20 protein-coding genes are annotated in these 17,885 nt (G+C 59.2%); 13 read left to right on the forward strand and 7 right to left on the reverse strand.

Going from position 1 to position 17,885, the window contains the following annotated elements; genetic code table 11:
• Positions 1-62: 62 nt before the first annotated feature.
• The 8 genes from livH to ACN1C3_RS12455 all read left to right on the forward strand — a co-directional run bounded on the left by livH (position 63) and on the right by ACN1C3_RS12455 (position 6,479).
• The gene (gene livH, locus ACN1C3_RS12420) at positions 63-986 is read left to right on the forward strand and encodes a high-affinity branched-chain amino acid ABC transporter permease LivH (protein WP_419116111.1); all 924 of its coding nucleotides are present in this window, start codon (positions 63-65) and stop codon (positions 984-986) included.
• Positions 983-2,239 carry a high-affinity branched-chain amino acid ABC transporter permease LivM gene (locus ACN1C3_RS12425; RefSeq protein WP_419116112.1) on the forward strand — a complete coding sequence of 419 codons (1,257 nt, stop codon included), beginning with the start codon at positions 983-985 and terminating at the stop codon, positions 2,237-2,239. Before livH ends, ACN1C3_RS12425 begins: the two co-directional genes overlap by 4 nt.
• Positions 2,236-3,003, forward strand: a complete 768-nt coding sequence (livG, locus tag ACN1C3_RS12430; RefSeq protein ID WP_419116113.1) for a high-affinity branched-chain amino acid ABC transporter ATP-binding protein LivG — start codon at positions 2,236-2,238, stop codon at positions 3,001-3,003. The genes ACN1C3_RS12425 and livG overlap by 4 nt, the downstream gene beginning before the upstream one ends.
• Positions 3,004-3,705, forward strand: coding sequence for an ABC transporter ATP-binding protein (locus ACN1C3_RS12435; RefSeq protein WP_419116114.1), 702 nt, complete (start codon positions 3,004-3,006; stop codon positions 3,703-3,705).
• A gap of 278 nt (positions 3,706-3,983) precedes the next feature.
• On the forward strand, positions 3,984-4,289 hold the full coding sequence (locus tag ACN1C3_RS12440; RefSeq protein ID WP_419116115.1) for a DUF2282 domain-containing protein: 306 nt from the start codon (positions 3,984-3,986) through the stop codon (positions 4,287-4,289).
• A 20-nt stretch (positions 4,290-4,309) separates the two neighbouring features.
• The gene (locus ACN1C3_RS12445; protein ID WP_419116116.1) at positions 4,310-5,203 is read left to right on the forward strand and encodes a DUF692 domain-containing protein; all 894 of its coding nucleotides are present in this window, start codon (positions 4,310-4,312) and stop codon (positions 5,201-5,203) included.
• A complete protein-coding gene (locus ACN1C3_RS12450; protein WP_419116117.1) occupies positions 5,200-5,973 on the forward strand; it encodes a DNA-binding domain-containing protein in 774 nt (257 codons plus the stop codon). Before ACN1C3_RS12445 ends, ACN1C3_RS12450 begins: the two co-directional genes overlap by 4 nt.
• On the forward strand, positions 5,970-6,479 hold the full coding sequence (locus ACN1C3_RS12455) for a DoxX family protein (RefSeq protein WP_419116118.1): 510 nt from the start codon (positions 5,970-5,972) through the stop codon (positions 6,477-6,479). The genes ACN1C3_RS12450 and ACN1C3_RS12455 overlap by 4 nt, the downstream gene beginning before the upstream one ends.
• A 25-nt stretch (positions 6,480-6,504) precedes the next feature.
• Here the strand turns inward: ACN1C3_RS12455 and ACN1C3_RS12460 are convergent, their stop codons facing one another.
• A complete protein-coding gene (locus tag ACN1C3_RS12460; RefSeq protein ID WP_419116119.1) occupies positions 6,505-7,413 on the reverse strand; it encodes a LysR family transcriptional regulator in 909 nt (302 codons plus the stop codon).
• A gap of 103 nt (positions 7,414-7,516) precedes the next feature.
• Here ACN1C3_RS12460 and ACN1C3_RS12465 point away from each other — a divergent pair, with 103 nt between their 5' ends.
• Positions 7,517-8,116, forward strand: coding sequence for a short chain dehydrogenase (locus tag ACN1C3_RS12465; protein WP_419116120.1), 600 nt, complete (start codon positions 7,517-7,519; stop codon positions 8,114-8,116).
• 31 nt (positions 8,117-8,147) lie between these two features.
• Here the strand turns inward: ACN1C3_RS12465 and ACN1C3_RS12470 are convergent, their stop codons facing one another.
• Positions 8,148-8,495, reverse strand: coding sequence for a SecDF P1 head subdomain-containing protein (locus tag ACN1C3_RS12470; RefSeq protein WP_419116121.1), 348 nt, complete (start codon positions 8,493-8,495; stop codon positions 8,148-8,150).
• Between the two features lie 189 nt (positions 8,496-8,684).
• On the opposite strand from ACN1C3_RS12470, the gene ACN1C3_RS12475 reads away from it, so the two are divergent.
• Both ACN1C3_RS12475 and ACN1C3_RS12480 read left to right on the forward strand, forming a co-directional pair.
• Complete coding sequence (locus tag ACN1C3_RS12475) at positions 8,685-9,356, forward strand: COG3650 family protein (protein ID WP_419116122.1); 672 nt, start codon at positions 8,685-8,687, stop codon at positions 9,354-9,356.
• Between the two features lie 110 nt (positions 9,357-9,466).
• On the forward strand, positions 9,467-11,080 hold the full coding sequence (locus ACN1C3_RS12480; protein ID WP_419116123.1) for an NAD(P)/FAD-dependent oxidoreductase: 1,614 nt from the start codon (positions 9,467-9,469) through the stop codon (positions 11,078-11,080).
• A gap of 124 nt (positions 11,081-11,204) precedes the next feature.
• On the opposite strand, the gene ACN1C3_RS12485 is transcribed toward ACN1C3_RS12480, so the two are convergent.
• The gene (locus ACN1C3_RS12485) at positions 11,205-12,299 is read right to left on the reverse strand and encodes a PLP-dependent cysteine synthase family protein (RefSeq protein WP_419116124.1); all 1,095 of its coding nucleotides are present in this window, start codon (positions 12,297-12,299) and stop codon (positions 11,205-11,207) included.
• Positions 12,300-12,623: 324 nt separating this feature from the next.
• Here ACN1C3_RS12485 and nhaA point away from each other — a divergent pair, with 324 nt between their 5' ends.
• Complete coding sequence (gene nhaA, locus ACN1C3_RS12490) at positions 12,624-13,811, forward strand: Na+/H+ antiporter NhaA (RefSeq protein ID WP_419116125.1); 1,188 nt, start codon at positions 12,624-12,626, stop codon at positions 13,809-13,811.
• A 79-nt stretch (positions 13,812-13,890) separates the two neighbouring features.
• Here the strand turns inward: nhaA and ACN1C3_RS12495 are convergent, their stop codons facing one another.
• A complete protein-coding gene (locus tag ACN1C3_RS12495; RefSeq protein ID WP_419116126.1) occupies positions 13,891-14,355 on the reverse strand; it encodes a glycine zipper 2TM domain-containing protein in 465 nt (154 codons plus the stop codon).
• Positions 14,356-14,522: 167 nt separating this feature from the next.
• Here ACN1C3_RS12495 and ACN1C3_RS12500 point away from each other — a divergent pair, with 167 nt between their 5' ends.
• Positions 14,523-14,759, forward strand: a complete 237-nt coding sequence (locus ACN1C3_RS12500; RefSeq protein ID WP_419116127.1) for a hypothetical protein — start codon at positions 14,523-14,525, stop codon at positions 14,757-14,759.
• A 5-nt stretch (positions 14,760-14,764) separates the two neighbouring features.
• Here ACN1C3_RS12500 and pdxH read toward each other — a convergent pair whose 3' ends face one another.
• From pdxH to ACN1C3_RS12515, 3 genes are all read right to left on the reverse strand, one after another.
• The gene (gene pdxH / locus ACN1C3_RS12505; RefSeq protein WP_419116128.1) at positions 14,765-15,412 is read right to left on the reverse strand and encodes a pyridoxamine 5'-phosphate oxidase; all 648 of its coding nucleotides are present in this window, start codon (positions 15,410-15,412) and stop codon (positions 14,765-14,767) included.
• Between the two features lie 24 nt (positions 15,413-15,436).
• A complete protein-coding gene (locus tag ACN1C3_RS12510) occupies positions 15,437-16,450 on the reverse strand; it encodes an OmpA family protein (protein ID WP_419116129.1) in 1,014 nt (337 codons plus the stop codon).
• 136 nt (positions 16,451-16,586) lie between these two features.
• Positions 16,587-17,732, reverse strand: coding sequence for a serine hydrolase domain-containing protein (locus tag ACN1C3_RS12515; protein WP_419116130.1), 1,146 nt, complete (start codon positions 17,730-17,732; stop codon positions 16,587-16,589).
• Positions 17,733-17,885: the final 153 nt, after the last annotated feature.

A 17,885-nucleotide genomic window follows, 5' to 3' on the forward strand; every position in this document is an offset into this window, starting at 1 on the left:
GGGCCTGAGCGGGAAAATGACTCCACCAGTGAAATGCGTATCAGGTTTTTAGGAGCGTTGTAATGCCTGAGATCTATCACTTCTTCCAACAGCTGGTTAATGGTCTGACCATTGGCAGCACGTATGCCCTGATCGCCATCGGCTATACGATGGTTTACGGCATCATTGGAATGATTAACTTCGCCCATGGCGAGGTCTATATGATCGGTTCCTACGTGGCCTTCATCGTCCTTGCCGGACTGGCCATGCTGGGTATCCATTCTCTGCCACTGTTGATGACCGCCGCATTCCTGGCGACCATCGTTGTAACCAGTGCCTACGGCTACAGTATCGAACGGATCGCCTACCGCCCTCTGCGGGGCAGTAACCGCCTGATCCCGCTGATCTCGGCCATCGGCATGTCGATCTTCCTGCAAAACACCGTACTGCTCTCGCAGGACTCCAAGGACAAATCGATCCCCAACCTGATTCCGGGCAGCTTTAGCTTCGGTCCGGGCGGAGCGCAGGAAGTCCTGATCTCCTACATGCAGGTCCTGGTGTTCGTGGTGACCCTGGTGGTGATGCTCTGCCTCACCCAGTTCATCTCGCGTTCACGTCTGGGACGGGCCTGTCGGGCCTGTGCCGAAGACATCAAGATGGCCAACCTGTTGGGCATCAACACCAACAACATCATCGCCCTGACTTTCGTCATCGGTGCAGCCCTGGCGGCCGTGGCGGCTGTATTGCTCAGCATGCAGTATGGCGTGATCAACCCGAACGCCGGGTTCCTGGTGGGCCTCAAGGCCTTTACCGCGGCAGTTCTAGGCGGCATTGGCAGCATTCCGGGCGCCATGCTCGGTGGTCTGGTGCTGGGGGTGGCCGAAGCATTCGGCGCCGATATATTCGGTGACCAGTACAAGGACGTGGTGGCTTTCGGCCTTCTGGTTCTGGTGTTGTTGTTCCGGCCAACCGGCCTGTTGGGCCGTCCGGAGGTTGAGAAAGTATGATCAGGAATCTTAAACAGGCGCTGTTCAGCGCCCTGCTGGTCTGGGCTGTCGCCTATCCGGTACTCGGTCTGAAACTGTCCATCGCCGGCATCAACCTTGAAGTGCAAGGTGCCAGCACCTCCACGCTGATCATCATCGCCACCTGTTCGGTGCTGATGTTCCTGCGTGTGATATTCGATCGGCAATACACGACCGCTATGCGCTCCGTGCCCAAAGGTAAATTGATCCCGGCCGGCGCGAGCCACTTCCTGACTCTGCCCAGCACCCAGCGCTGGGTCATCATGGGATTGATCGTCGTCGCTCTGGTCTGGCCATTCTTCGGCTCGCGCGGTGCGGTGGATATCGCCACGCTGATTCTGATCTATGTGCTGCTCGGTCTGGGTCTGAACATCGTGGTCGGTCTGGCGGGTCTGCTCGACCTGGGCTACGTCGGTTTCTACGCGGTGGGCGCCTACAGCTATGCGCTGCTGTCGCACTACTACGGCTTGAGCTTCTGGATTTGCCTGCCGATTGCCGGAATGATGTCGGCCACCTTCGGCTTCTTGCTGGGCTTCCCGGTGCTGCGTCTGCGCGGTGACTATCTGGCGATTGTGACCCTGGGCTTCGGCGAGATCATCCGTCTGTTCCTGCGTAACCTGACGGGCCTCACGGGCGGACCGAACGGCATCAGCAACATTCCCAAACCGACGCTGTTCGGCCTGAGCTTCGATAGAACGGCTGCCGAAGGCATGCAGACGTTCCACGAGTTCTTCGGCCTGACTTACAACCCGGTCAGCAAGGTGGTTTTCCTCTACCTGGTTGCGCTGTTGCTGGCGCTGTTCGCACTCTTCGTGATCAACCGTCTGCTGCGCATGCCGATCGGCCGTGCCTGGGAAGCGCTGCGTGAAGACGAAATCGCCTGCCGTGCCCTGGGTCTGAACCCGACCATCATCAAGCTGTCGGCCTTCACCCTGGGTGCCTGCTTCGCAGGTTTTGCCGGCAGCTTCTTCGCCGCCCGTCAGGGTCTGGTGACGCCGGAGTCGTTCACCTTCATCGAGTCGGCCACTATCCTCGCCATCGTGGTGCTGGGCGGCATGGGCTCGCAATTGGGCGTGGTCCTCGCGGCCGTCGTGATGATTCTCTTGCCCGAGCTGATGCGTGACTTCAGCGAATACCGCATGTTGATGTTCGGCGCCTTGATGGTGCTGATGATGATCTGGCGTCCACAAGGTCTGCTGCCCATGCAACGTCCTCACATGGAGCTGCGTAAATGAGCAGAGAGATCCTGAAAGTAGATGGCCTGAGCATGCGCTTCGGCGGCTTGCTGGCGGTCAATAGCGTTGCCCTGAGCGTGAAAGAGAAACAGGTGGTGTCGATGATCGGCCCTAACGGCGCTGGCAAGACCACCGTGTTCAACTGCCTGACCGGCTTCTACAAACCCACCGCCGGCACCATCCAGCTCAACGGTGAAGCGATCGAAGGCCTGCCCGGCCACAAGATCGCCGGAAAAGGCGTGGTGCGGACCTTCCAGAACGTGCGGTTGTTCAAGGAAATGACTGCGGTCGAGAACCTCTTGATCGCGCAACACCGTCACCTGAACACCAACTTCCTGGCCGGTCTGTTCAAGACCCCAGCGTTTCGCCGCAGCGAACGCGAGGCCATGGAATACGCCGAGTTCTGGCTCGACAAGGTCAACCTCAAGGAGTTCGCCAACCGTCCGGCCGGCACCCTGGCCTATGGTCAGCAGCGCCGCCTGGAAATCGCTCGCTGCATGATGACCCGTCCAAGCATCCTCATGCTCGACGAACCGGCTGCCGGCCTCAACCCGCGGGAAACCGACGACCTCAAGGCGCTGATCGGCACCCTGCGTGAAGAGCATGACGTAACCGTGCTGCTGATCGAACACGACATGAAACTGGTCATGAGCATCTCCGACCACATCTTCGTGATCAACCAGGGCACGCCCCTGGCCAACGGCACGCCGGATCAGATCCGCGACAATCCTGAAGTGATCAAAGCCTATCTGGGGGAAGCGTAAATGCTGCAATTCGAAAACGTTTCCACCTTCTACGGCAAGATCCAGGCCCTGCACAGCGTCAACGTCGAAGTCCGTCAGGGCGAGATCGTGACGCTGATCGGTGCCAACGGTGCGGGCAAGTCCACCCTGCTAATGACCCTGTGCGGTTCGCCGCAAGCCCATAGCGGCAGCATTCGCTACATGGGCGAGGAACTGGTCGGCCAGGACTCCGCGCGGATCATGCGTAAAAGCATCGCCGTGGTCCCGGAAGGTCGTCGGGTGTTTGCCCGTCTGACCGTGGAAGAAAACCTCGCCATGGGCGGGTTCTTTACCGACAAGGGTGATTACCAGGAGCAAATGGACAAGGTTCTGGGGCTGTTCCCGCGACTCAAGGAGCGCTTCAGCCAGCGCGGCGGCACCATGTCCGGCGGCGAGCAGCAAATGCTCGCCATCGGCCGGGCGCTGATGAGCAAGCCCAAGCTGTTGCTGCTCGATGAGCCGTCGCTGGGTCTGGCGCCGATCATCATTCAACAGATCTTCGACATCATCGAACAGCTGCGCCGTGATGGTGTGACGGTGTTCCTGGTGGAACAGAACGCCAACCAGGCGTTGAAGATCGCCGACCGCGCCTACGTTCTGGAAAACGGTCGCGTGGTGATGCAGGGCAGCGGTGAAGAGTTGCTGACTGATCCAAAAGTGCGCGACGCCTATTTGGGCGGCTAAACACTCGCGTCAAAAAACAAAACGGCCTGCGGGCCGTTTTTTTTGACCTGGGAAACCACTTGTTTGAGGGTCGGCGTAGGAGCTGGCGCAGCCTGCGATCTTTTGATTTTGATCTTTAGTGGCCCTAAAAGATCGCAGCCTGCGGCAGCTCCTACAAGGACATGCGTTTATTTCTGAAAAAGTTTTGGGATGAGCTGTAACGAACCTCGATGGCGTTTCTCTACTAGGATAAGCAAGCGCAAACGCTTACTTACCCACGCCCACTCTGGAGAGACATCATGACCGCTACCACTCGCACCCTGTCCGCCGCTGCCCTTGCTCTGGCCCTCGGTTCTGCACTGAGCATTGCCGCCATGCCGATCACCGCACAAGCTGCCGATAACATGGAAAAATGCTTTGGCGTCGCCATGAAAGGTAAAAACGATTGCGCCGCAGGCGCTGGCACCACCTGCGCCGGCACCTCGAAAGTCGACTACGAGAGCAACCACTTCAAGCTGGTGCCTAAAGGCACTTGCGAAAAGACTGCCAGCCCGACCTCCCCGACTGGTTTCGGTCAAATGGCCGCCTACAAAGCCAAGTCGTAACCCCCTCTGCCTGAGTGTTGATGATGACCACTTCATCGCTGCACAGCGTACATCCCCACACTCAGGCTCCGGCGTCCGGGCTCCCGCGACGCGCCGGACTGGGACTCAAGACCGAGCACTTTCGTGAAGTGCTCGGGACCCGACCCGACCTCGGTTTCTTCGAAGTTCATGCCGAAAACTACATGGTCGCCGGCGGCCCGTTTCATCACTTCCTGGGATTGATCCGCGAGCAGTATCCGCTGTCGCTGCATGGCGTCGGCTTGTCGATTGGCGCTGAAAGTCCGCTGGATTGCGAGCACCTTGCACGACTTGCGCGGTTGATCGAGCGTTATCAACCCCAGTCTTTTTCCGAACACCTGGCCTGGTCCAGCCATGGCCCGGTGTTTCTCAATGATCTGTTGCCCCTGGCCTATGACTCGCGAACCCTGAACCGCGTCTGCGAGCATATCGATCAGGTTCAAAACACCCTGAAACACCCCATGTTGCTGGAGAACCCGGCGACTTACCTTGAGTTCAAGTGCTCGAGCATGGATGAAGCGACATTCATCCGTGAAGTGATCCTTCGTACGGGCTGCGGCCTGCTGCTCGACGTGAACAATGTCTATGTATCGTGCATCAATCATCAGCGCGATCCACTGGCCTATATCGATGCCTTGCCGCTGCACGCGGTGGGCGAAATCCATCTTGCAGGCTTTGCCGAAGACACCGACAGCCTCGGCGACCGGCTGCTGATTGACGACCACGGTGCCCCCGTCGATAACGCGGTGTGGGCACTGTATCTGAGGGTCCTGGAACGCACGGGGCCGATCGCCACCCTGATTGAGCGCGATAATCATCTGCCCGCATTTTCCGTGCTGTACGCCGAAGCCTGTCAGGCAGACGAGTTACTGCGTTGCGCACAGGTGCGGCCATGAGCACTCAAGCGGCCTTCGCCGCCGCCCTGCTCGACCCACAACGGAGCTGCCCACCAGGTTTGTTCAGCGCTAACGGTGCCGATCCGGCCAGCCGTTTCGCGGTCTATCGCAATAACGTGCAGAGCTCGCTGATCAACGCCTTGGCCGATAGCTACCCGGTGGTTTTGCAATTGGTTGCAGAAGAGTTCTTCCGCGCCATGGCCCGGCTGTACATCCAACAGTTTCCCCCGCAAGGCCCATTGATCAACGACTATGGCAACGATTTCGCCGACTTCATCGAGGGCTTCGCGCCAGCCGCCAGCGTGCCCTACCTGGCAGATGTAGCCCGGCTGGAAAGGCTGCGCGTACAGGCTTATCACGCAGCCGATGCGCAGGTCATGAGCCATGAGCAGATCGCCGCAGTCCTCGCAGACCCGCAAGCCTTGGGCGAGCTGCATATTCAACTTCATCCCTCGGTCAGCACCCTGAACTCGGCCTATGCCGTGGTCGCACTTTGGGCGGCGCACCAGGACGAAACGCTGGCCAACGTCGACCCATTGCATGGGCAAAGCGCACTGATTCTGCGTAATGGCCTGGAGGTCGAGGTATTTGCCGTCGACACCGGTTCGACGATGTTCATCCGCAGCCTGCAAAGCGATTGGCCTCTGGAACAGGCCGTGGCCTATGCCCTGGACGCCGCGCCGGAGTTCGATCTGAGCCAATGCCTGGCGTTGTTGATCAGCCACAACGCCATCAGCCACTTACAACGACAAGACAAGGTATCGCCATGAACACCCGCCATGAGCCGCTAAATCCCGTCGCTCACCTGATTGAGCGCGTCATTCAGTTGTTCGAGATGATTCCCCACAGTCTGATCGCTTGTGTCGCGCGCTTCTCCATCGCCGCGGTGTTCTGGAAGTCCGGGCAGACCAAGGTCGAAGGTTTCGCCATTGATCTCATCGAAGGCACGTTCCAAGTGGGCGTGCCGCGCCTCGCCGATTCCACCGTGCCGTTGTTCCAGAGCGAATACCACGTCCCGCTGTTGTCACCGGAACTGGCCGCGCACATGGCGGCCTTCGCCGAGCATTTCTTCCCGGTCCTGATTCTGCTCGGCTTCGCCACCCGCTTCTCGGCGCTGGCGCTGCTGGGCATGACGCTGACCATTCAAACCTTCGTTTACCCGGATGCCTACCCGACTCACGGCACTTGGGCAGCGATCCTGCTGTACCTGATGGCCAGAGGCCCGGGCGTGCTGTCGATCGATCACTTGATCGCCAAACATTACGGTTCCCTGTAGCAGCTGGCGAAGCCTGCGGCAGCTGCTACAGCCGATCCAGGGCCTCGCCGCGGCGTTTGAACCAGCCGATCAGGTAATCGGCCAGCACTTGTGTACGCTTGGGCAGGCCGCCCTGATACGGATGCACCAGGTACATCGGCATGCTGCGAGTCTGATAGTCGCGTAATAGCCAACGCAGACGGCCATCGGCCAACTCGCTATGCAACACGTAGGACGGCAGCCGAGCGATACCGGCACCGACCAGCGCGGCTTTTTTCAGCAGGTTGTAATGATTACTGGCAAACGGCCCGGAGACGCGGACCCGGAGCAACTCGTGTTGCTGGTGGTAGAGCCATTCTTCACGGCCGCTGTAATGACTGTTGAGCAGGCAGCGGTGCTCGGCCAGATCCGCTGGCGTCTGCGGCTCGCCGTACTGCTCAAGATAGGCGGGGCTGGCGCAGGTCATCTCGTGCCAGGCCAGCAGCGGTTTGGCCACCAGCCGCTCGTCGTTGGCCACTTCCGAGCGAATCGCCAGATCGAAACCATCCCGGGACAAATCGCGGTAGCTGTTATTCAGCTCCAGCTCAATCTGCACCTCAGGATACTGCCGGGAAAACTCCAGCAACAAACCATCGAAGAAGGTCTCGCCCAGGGAAACCGGGACAGTCATGCGTACGGGACCTGCCATGTCGTCCTTCAAACGAGCCAAGGCCTGACGCGCTCGCTCGACCTGAATCACCAGCGCCTGAGCTTGCGGCAACAGTGCCGCCCCCGCCGCCGTCAGACTCAAACGCCGGGTAGTGCGTTGCAGCAATACCACCGAAAATCTCGTCTCCAACTGGCTGATGCGCTTGGACAACTGCCCCTTGCTGCAACCCAGCTGCTGCGCTGCCAAGGTAAAACTGCCAGCCTCGATCAACACGGCGAACGCCGCCAGATCATCCATTTCGCTCATGGATTGTTTCCATTTGAAAACCAAAGGTTGCCTATTAGCGCGCTTATCAATGGAAAAAACCACTCTAGACTGAAACCTCGACTCCCCACTTGAGGACAGCACGATGAAAATTCTTTTGATTGGCGCCAATGGCACTATTGGTTCGGCCGTTGACCGCGAACTGGCGCCGCGCCATGAAATCGTCCGTATCGGTCGTAAAAGCGGCGATTTCCACGTTGATATCAGCGACAGCGCTTCGATCCGCAGCTTGTTCGAACAGACCGGAAAATTCGATGCGCTGATCTGCGCCGCCGGTAACGTCAACTTCGTCCCCTTGGCCGATATGACCGAGAAGGATTTTGCCTTGGGCCTGCAAGACAAGCTGATGGGCCAAGTCAACCTGCTGCTGATCGGCCGCGAGTTCGCCAATGACGGTGCGTCCTTCACCTTCACCACTGGCATCCTCAGCCACGATCCGATTCGCACCGGCAGCTCTGCCGCGCTGGTCAATGGTGCCCTCGACAGCTTCGTCCGCGCCGCCGCTATCGAATTGCCACGTGGCCTTCGCGTCAACTCGGTGAGCCCGAACGTACTGGTCGAAGCCATGGGCAGCTATGCGCCGTACTTCCGAGGGTTCAAACCGGTTCCGGGCGCCGACGTGGCGCTGGCCTACGCAAAAAGCGTGGAAGGCTTGCAGACGGGACAGACTTATCACGTTGGCTGATGCCTTGAGCATCAGGCGCGCGGGAGTCGGGTCAATCGATCAACGTGGGCAAAAGGTCGCGGGCAATCGCCCGTGGCACCCCAATACGGAACTGCCCACCCACTTCCGATTGCACGGTCGCCGTGCTAATCCGCCGGCCATTGATCAGCACGGTCAATGACTGCTTCATCGACTCACGAGTGATCTTGCACATTCGCTCGGCCGCTTGAGGAGTGAGTGTGACGTTCAACTCCACCTCATCGGGGTTGGAACGGTCGATATCCTTTAGCAGCAACTCCATCCTGGCGAAATCCGAGACCGACGAAAAATTGATCTCGGCAGCCTGAGCAGGTATCGCGCCCATCATGACCAGTGAAAACACAACCCATTTCCAGCCCATTGGCATTTTCTGTCCCTCACAGTTTCTAAAAAGCTTCCGAAGCTTAGTTTCTGCATCACGCTGAAGCTCATCTGTTACTTCTCAGAATGTTGCTGAAAAATCTTTACCCGTCACGGTCCTGGTCAACACCGGTCTTGTGATGCTCCGCGAGCCTGCGTAACGTGACGGCACTTGTCAGGAGACCACTCGATGCGTGCTGCCCGTTCCATAGCGATTTTTGCCCTGCTGCCGCTGTTCGCCGGTTGCCAGATGTTTGCCAGTCAACCGGAAACCGCCTCCAAAGCAGGGCTGACCCGCATGCAGGGCGAACTCAGCGCCGCCGGTGGAAAATTGCTGTTCCAGCCGTGCCAGGACACGCGTCGCTATGTGGTGAATGACACTGGCGGCACTAGTGTCTTACAGGAAACAGCGGATCTGTCCGACCAGCCCGGCAAGATTTTCGCCGACCTGCGAGGCAAGTTAACCAGCGCCACTGCCGGCACCGAAGACCAGGTTGATTTGCAGCAACTCTATCGCCTCGAACGTTCGAACACCGCCTGCGATGACCCGGAGTTCAAGCGCATGATCCTGCGTGCCAGTGGCCACAAGCCTGAATGGAGCCTTAAGGCCAGCGGCAAGGGCATGGTCCTGGAGCGCGAAGGCCAGCCCGCTCTGGCGGTGCCTTATCTGGAAGAACAATTGGGTGAAGGGCGCTTCAACCTCGCCACCGAAGCCAATGGCCAGCACGTCGAACTCTGGGCGGCGCCCCAGCGTTGCGTCGACAACGTCAGCGGCAGCGTGCAGCACATGAGTGCCGAGCTGCGGATCAATGGTCAGGTACAGCGCGGTTGCGCGTACTTCGGTGGCTCGCGCGACGACTGATTCGACGAGCTGCTGTTTTACTCTCACGAAAAATGGGCGTTGGGGCTTATAATCGCCGGTTTGTGTAAAGCTGCCGGCGCATGCCCCTGCGCCGCATACCGGATCCTGTCATGTTACGAATCACCGAACTCAAGCTGCCCATCGACCATCCCGAAGAAGACCTGCGGCCTGCCATCGTGCAGCGCCTGGGCATCGCCAGTGATGACTTGCTCGATTTCACCTTATTCAAGCGCAGTTACGATGCGCGCAAGAAGTCTTCCGAACTGTGCTTCATCTACACCATCGACCTTAACGTGCGCGATGAGGCAAGTTTGCTGCACAAATTCGCCGATGACCGTAACGTCAATCCGGCTCCGGATGTCAGCTACAAAGTCGTCGGCCAGGCCCCGCAGGTCCTGAGTGAGCGGCCGATTGTGGTCGGATTCGGCCCGTGCGGGATTTTCGCCGGGCTGTTGCTGGCGCAGATGGGCTTCAAGCCGATCATCCTCGAGCGCGGCACCGAAGTCCGCCAGCGCACCAAAGACACCTGGGGCCTGTGGCGCAAAAACGTGCTCAACCCCGAATCCAACGTGCAATTCGGTGAGGGTGGCGCCGGCACCTTCTCCGACGGCAAGCTTTACAGCCAGATCAAGGATCCGAAACACCACGGCCGCAAAGTTCTGCACGAGTTCGTCAAGGCCGGCGCGCCGGAAGAAATCCTTTACGTCAGCAAACCACATATCGGGACGTTCCGACTGACCGGCGTGGTCGAAAACATGCGCCATCAAATCGAAGCCATGGGCGGCGAAATTCGGTTTCAGCAGCGGGTTACTGATGTGCTGATCGAAGATGGCCAGTTGAATGGCGTCGAGCTCGCCAGCGGTGAACAGATCCGTTCAAAGCATGTGATCCTCGCCCTCGGCCACAGCGCCCGAGATACTTTCCGCATGCTTCACGGCCGCGGTGTGTACATGGAAGCCAAGCCGTTCTCGGTGGGTTTCCGCATTGAACACCCGCAATCGCTGATCGACAGCGCGCGCCTGGGCAAATACGCCGGTCACCCGAAACTCGGCGCAGCCGACTACAAACTGGTACACCACGCCAGCAACGGTCGTTCGGTCTACAGCTTCTGCATGTGCCCAGGCGGTACCGTGGTAGCAGCAACCTCCGAGCCGAACCGGGTGGTCACCAACGGCATGAGCCAGTACTCGCGCAACGAGCGCAATGCCAACTCCGGGATCGTGGTCGGCATCACCCCTGAAGTGGATTACCCGGGCGGCCCGCTGGCCGGCATCGAGTTGCAGGAGCGTCTGGAGTCCCACGCGTTCATCCTCGGTGGCAGCAACTACGAAGCTCCGGCACAACTGGTCGGCGACTTCATCGCAGGCAAACCGTCCACCGCATTGGGTAGTGTCGAACCGTCCTACAAGCCAGGCGTGGCACTGGGCGATCTGGCGCTGGCCTTGCCGGACTACGCCATCGAAGCCATCCGCGAAGCCTTGTCGGCGTTCGAGAAGCAGATCAAGGGTTACTCCCTGCACGACGCCGTGCTGACCGGGATCGAAACCCGCACCTCATCACCGCTGCGGATTACCCGTAACGAGTCGATGCAGAGCCTGAATGTCAAAGGCCTGTTCCCGGCCGGCGAAGGTGCAGGCTACGCCGGTGGGATTCTGTCGGCGGGTGTTGACGGGATCCGCATCGCCGAAGCGGTGGCGCGGGATATTCTCGGGATTGAGGCCTAAGCGTTATTCCTGTGGGAGCGGGCTTGCCCGCGAAGAACGAATACGCGGTTTGTCTGTTAGACCGCAGCGTCTGCTTCGCGGGCAAGCCACGCTCCCACATTGGATTTGCGTCGCTTGCACGATTTCAGATCCCCGCGCGCAACACGCTGGCCGGTAACGCTTCACCGCGCTCGGCACTCGCTGCGACCGCGTCGATCAAGCCACTCAACTCGTACCCTTGGGCTTTCAGCCAATCCTGATCGTAGTAGGTGGTCGCATAGCGTTCGCCGCTATCACACAGAATCGCCACGATCGACCCCGACTCCCCCGCCGCAACCATTTGTTGCGCCGCCATCAAAGCGCCAATCAGGTTGGTGCCGCTGGAACCGCCGACATGTCGCCCCAGACGTTGTGCCAGATAGTGCATGGCCGCCAGGGACAAGGCGTCCGGTACTTTAACCATCGCATCGATGACCTTGGGCAGGAACGATGCCTCGACCCGTGGTCGACCGATGCCTTCGATCCGCGAACCGCAGTCCAGACGCAGGCTGGCATCGCCAGTCTGGTAGTAATCGAAGAACACCGAACGCTCAGCATCGGCACACAACACGCGCGTGCAATGCTGGCGATAACGTACATAACGTCCCAGCGTCGCCGTCGTACCGCCTGTGCCGGGGCTTGAAATCAGCCAGCTTGGCTCCGGGTAACGCTCGAAACGCAATTGATGGAAGATCGACTCGGCAATGTTGTTGTTCGCTCGCCAGTCAGTGGCGCGCTCGGCGTAGGTGAACTGATCGATGAAGTGGCCGCCGCTCTCACTGGCCAGGCGTTCGGACTCTGAGTAAATCTGCGTTGGATCCTGCACCAGATGGCTTTTCCCCCCGTAGAAGGCGATTTGCGCGATCTTTTCCTGAGAGGTGGTGGCAGGCATCACGGCAATGAACGGCAGGCCCAGCATACGCGCGAAATACGCCTCGGAAATCGCCGTCGAACCACTGGATGCCTCGATCACCGGAGCGCCTGGCTTGAGCCAGCCGTTACATAACGCATAGAGAAACAGCGATCGCGCCAGACGATGTTTCAGGCTGCCTGTGGGGTGACTGGACTCATCCTTGAAGTACAACTCGACGCCCGGCAGTCCCGGAAGCGGCAAGGGGATCAAGTGTGTATCGGCACTGCGTTGAAAGTCTGCTTCGATGATCCGGATGGCTTCGCGGGCCCACTGTCGGTTGTCGCTCATGGTCTTTTCTCGTTGGATCTTGCGCCGTACTTGGCGCAAGAAGATGTAATGCACCCAGCTTAGGTGATTCGAGCGCAGGGAAAACCTGACGGCGATAACAGGTAACAGTTCGGGCCCCTGCTGCGGTCCGGCCGGCAATCTTAGGAAATTTCCTACAGACCGCACAGATACAGTCGTGACTCAATTAGATACACAACTGCTAGGCTCCAGACCAACAAAGCACTTGCTCAGCATATATAACAAAAAAGAATATAACTTTTGTTTTAACAACTAACCGTACGGGTTAGGGTGTCCCACCTTTTGAACATTTGATGGAGAGCGACCTTGCCTCTGCGTAGCACGTTCACGCGTTTCTTTCAGTTGGAAGCTGCCAGCGGTCTGTTATTGATCGCTGCTGCAGCTCTAGCCCTGATCATCAACAACTCACCGCTGTCCTGGCTGTACAACGGCCTGCTGGACACACCCGTGGTCGCCCAGATCGGCGCCTTGAAGATCGCCAAGCCTCTGCTGCTGTGGATCAACGACGGCCTGATGGCGATGTTTTTCCTGCTGATTGGCCTCGAAGTCAAACGCGAAGTCCTCGAAGGTCATTTGTCGAAGCCCTCGCAGATCGTCCTGCCCGGTGCTGCGGCTATCGGCGGTATGGTTGTGCCGGCGCTGTTCTACTGGTTTCTCAACAAGGACAACCCGGCGGCGCTAGGGGGCTGGGCCATTCCGATGGCCACCGACATCGCCTTCGCCCTGGGTGTACTGGCCCTGCTGGGCAAACGCGTGCCGGTCTCGCTGAAACTGTTCCTGATGACCCTGGCGATCATCGACGACCTCGGGGCGATTATCGTCATCGCGATCTTTTATTCGGGTGCGCTGTCCACATTGTCGCTGATCCTGGCCGCGGCTTGCCTGGTGGCGCTGGTGGCGATGAACCGGCTGGGCGTGGTGAAACTCGGACCTTACATGATCATTGGCCTGATCCTCTGGGTCTGTGTGCTCAAGAGCGGTGTCCACGCGACCCTGGCGGGTGTGACCTTGGCGTTCTGTATTCCACTGCGCACCAAAAACGCCGAACCTTCGCCACTGCTGAGCCTGGAACACGCGCTACACCCATGGGTCGCCTTCGGCATTCTGCCGCTGTTCGCCTTCGCCAACGCTGGGGTATCACTGGCCGGTGTCAATCTCGAAAGCTTCACCCATCATGTGCCGATGGGCATCGCTGCTGGCCTGCTGTTGGGCAAGACTATTGGTGTCTTCGGCCTGACCTGGCTAGCGGTCAAGATCGGCATTGCGGCACTGCCGGCAGGTGCGAACTGGGGCCAAGTGCTCGGCGTGGCGATTCTCTGCGGGATAGGCTTCACCATGAGCCTGTTCGTCGGCTCTCTGGCATTTGTTCCGGGCAGTAGCGATTACGCCGGGATGGACCGTATGGGTATTCTCACCGGCTCCATACTCGCAGCGCTGATCGGTTACGCCGTGACGGCGACGGCCAGCCGCAAGAACCCATTACTTCAATCGTAAGCATTGACGGCTTCAAAGGCTGAAAACACAAAACCCCGACCAGTTACCTGGCTGGGGTTTTGTTTTAAGCGGGTAGTGTTTAGTGCGAAACGCGGCTGGTACCGCCAACCGTCGCAATACGAACGCGCTCGCCGACACGGAAAACTTCGTTTTCCTGAACCTGCTGCACATAGGCACGCATGCTGCCGTCGTCTTCGCGAACAGTGATTTCCACACCTTGAGTACGGGTCAGGCCTTCTTCAGTGGCCGAGCCCAGCAAACCACCGGCTACCGCACCGATCACCGCGGCAACAATGCTGCCTTTACCGCCACCGACGGCACTACCACCAACACCACCAACGACCGCACCGGCGGCACCGCCGATTGGGGTCTTGGTGCCTTCAATTTTCACCGGACGCAAGGCTTCGATAGTACCCATACGAATCGTCTGTACACGACGCGCTTCGTCACGGGAGTAAGAGTCACCGGTCAGGCTGGATTGGCAGCCACCAAGCAACATCGCCATCGTGGTGAAAGAAGCAACCAGCAAAACAGACTTACGCATAGCATCAACTCCAAAGGACAGGTGTTCATTAAACTCCGCAGCTTGATGCGTGTCACGGCATCGCCCGGATAAAATTGTTTTCATTCAGTCGCAGTACAGCCGCGTCTGAGCCCCATCACACAGTAGCGCCAATTATCAAACCATGCGCCGCTGGCTAAAGGATTTCCATGGACTACTTCATTATTGTCGTCACCACCGTCGCCGGGTTGTACTTCCACTGGTGGCTGTATGTGCGGATCAAACGCTGGATGGATCGCGACCTGGCGTTGGCTTTGGCGAACGGAGACGAGCAGAAAAAGGCCTTCATGCTGCAACAGCTGGCCTGTGCCCAGGAGCAGAAAATCAAACGCAGGGATCTGCCGCGTTGGCTCGAAGCCGCCGCGGCCACCTATCCCGATCGGTGAATTGTTTAAGGCGCCAGGCGTTCGCGTGCCCAGTCGCTGCCTTGCAAACGATAGTTGAGCCGATCATGCAGACGACTCGGACGACCTTGCCAGAACTCGATACGCTCCGGCAACAAGCGATAACCGCCCCAATGCTCCGGGCAGTGGGGTTGAGTGTCGCTGAAGCGCTGTTCTGTGGTCTTGAGCAACCCTTCCAGCTCCTCGCGACCGGCAATCACCCGGCTCTGCGGCGAAGCCCAGGCACCGAGACGGCTGCCCAGTGGACGCACCTGGTAATACGCATCGGATTCCTGCGGTGTGACCTTCACCACCTGCCCTTCGATGCGTACCTGGCGTTCAAGAGTCGGCCAGAAGAACGTCATGGCGGCGAACGGACACGCCGCCAATTGCTGCCCTTTGGCACTTTCGTAGTTGGTGAAGAAGGTAAAGCCCTGCTCATCGAGGCCCTTGAGCAGGAGAATACGGCAATGCGGGCGACCGTCCTGATCGACGGTGGCCAGGGTCATCGCATTCGCTTCGACCGGTGGCTGTTCGGTTTTCACCGCCTCGGCAAACCACTGGTGGAACAGCGCGAAAGGCTCAGCCGGAGCCTGGGCTTCGGTCAGACCATCGCGCGCGTAGTCGCGGCGCATATCAGCCAGACTTTGGGTCATGGCGCTTTCCTTCTGCGTGAGTAATCAGTTCTTGGCTGGATCGACCGCTTCGGCTTTCTTCGCTGGAGCTGCGTCTTTGGCCGGAGCTGGCTTTTTCGCCGGGGTCTTGGCGGCGGATTTCTTGGCCGGTGTTTTAGCTGCGGCTTTCTTGGTCGAGGCCTTTTTAGCTGGAGCGCCTTTCTTCGCAGGAGTAGCAGCCACTACAGGTTTGACCTCTGGCTTGACGTCTTGGGCGACGACTTTCCTCATCGGTACTGGCGCAAGCGCTGGCATATTGTACTTGGTCAGCAGGGCAACCATGGTGTCTCTCGGCGTCAGCAGGATTTCCACCCGGCGGTTCAACGCACGCCCCTCAACGCTGTCGTTGGCCGCACGCGGCGCCACCGAGCCCATGCCACGCAGCATCAGGCGATCACGCTCCAGGCCGCTGAGACGGAAGATCGAAGCAACCGACTGCGCACGCTCCTGGCTCGTTTTCACGTTCTCTGTCTCAACACCCGAGCTATCGCCATGGCCGAGTATCAGTACAGCGGTTTTTGGGTCTGCTTCAAGAATTTTTGCCACCCGAGTGAATGGCCCCAGTGTTACGGGGAGCAACATGGTCGGGCGCTTAGGGTTGAACGAACTGTCGACCGGTGCCGTCACCACCAGCACGTTTTCGCGGCGCTCGAGTTGCAGATTGCTGTCCTGGATCGCTACACGCAGGCGTGGCTCATAGCTATCCAGCCAGGCTTGAGTGATTTTCGGGTCGGGCATCGGCACAGCCGTCGCCTTCGATGTGTCCTGATCCTTGCCACCGAACGGCCACCACCAATGGGTGCCGGTATCAGCTTTAGCGACCGTCGCGGGTGCGTCGGCTTTAGCTACAGGGGCCGGGGTTGCTGGCTTGGTTGGCGTCGGGGCCGACTCTTTACTGGCGACCTTGTCGGAAGAACCGAACTGCCACCAGTGGCCGCCTTCAGCATCATTCTGCGGAGTTTGTGCACAACCAGTGATTGCGAAGCAAAGCGCCAGAGCGAGAGTTTTATTCGATGACATTGGATAATCCACAAAAATGAGATGAAGAAAATCGGGCGCTAGGCCCTAAACCGATGTTTTGAAAGCAAAAAAGCCGCCGGGTTCCGCCCAGGGATTTTTCTGCGGTATTTGCGAATCCTTGTCGATCAGCTGCCCTTTACAGGCATCCGGCCAACACTCGCGCCAGCTTTTGTGCCCGTGGGTCCATCAGGACGTACGGGCCCAGTGTGTTTGTCACAAAGCCGAAGGCCACATCGTGCGCAGGATCTGCAAAACCGGTGGAGCCACCAGCACCCGGATGGCCGAACGCCCGTGGGCCGAGGCCGTAGGTCGCATTGGGTACATCCGGTTGATCGAGCATGCAGCCCAGACCGAAGCGGGTCTGGGTCAATAAAGTCTTGTCCGGCCCAATGCTGTGCTCACGGGTCAATTCTTCGAGCATTTCGGCTTCCAGCAGGCTGCCATCGAGCAAGCCGCTGTAAAACCCCGCCAGGCTGCGGGCATTGCCATGGCCATTGGCCGCGGGTTGCTGCATACGCCGCCATTCCGGCTTGTTGGTGCTGGTCATGATCGACGGCGGGTTGGTGAAGGCCCGGGTGGTCATGGCCGCCGGCTCACGCATAGTCACTTGCAGCAAGCGCTGGGCCGCAGCGTCGCCGACATTGCCTTTGCCGCGAGCGATATGCGCAACGCGATGGAACTCTTCATCTGCCAGGCCAACGTGAAAATCCAGCCCTAACGGCCGCGCAACCCGCGCCACGATGGACTCTCCAGGACCCCGTCCGTCGGCGCGGCGCAACAGTTCACCCACCAACCAGCCGTAGGTGATCGCTGCGTACCCGTGACCTTCGCCGGGCGTCCACCAAGGCGCTTCTGCGGCCAGGGCATCGACCATGGTTTGCCAGTCGTAAAGGGCTTCCGGCGCCAGCAACTCGCGCAACGCTGGCAAACCGGCCTGATGGCAGAGCAGCTGCCGCAGAGTGATCGACTCTTTGCCGGCGGCGCCGAACTCAGGCCAGTACTTGGCGACCGGCGCATCCAGTTGCAACTTGCCTTCGGCCACCAGTTGCAACGCAGTGACGGCGGTAAAAGTCTTGGTGCAGGAAAACAGGTTGGCAATGGTGTCGCTGTGCCAAGCCTCAGTGCCGTCTTTATCTGCCGTTCCTGCCCAGAGATCGACCACTGTTTCCCCGCCGATCTGGATACACAGCGCTGCGCCACGTTCCTGAGGATCATCGAAGAGTGCAGCAAACGCTTCGCGCACCGCTTCGAACTTAAGCTCGTAATGACCCTGAATCTGCACCCGCAACTCCCTCAAACGATCGTTTTACAAAGTGACACACATTGTTCCAGCCCTTGAGGTATTTGGGAACCTGCTTGAGCTGGGCGGTCGCCCCTATGCGGGCCGGATCCGAAATTTGCAGCGCCGGTCAGGACGCCTTCGCGGGCAAGCCAC

Source organism: Pseudomonas sp. H11T01 (genome assembly GCF_048515765.1).
Classification (GTDB): Bacteria; Pseudomonadota; Gammaproteobacteria; order Pseudomonadales; family Pseudomonadaceae; genus Aquipseudomonas.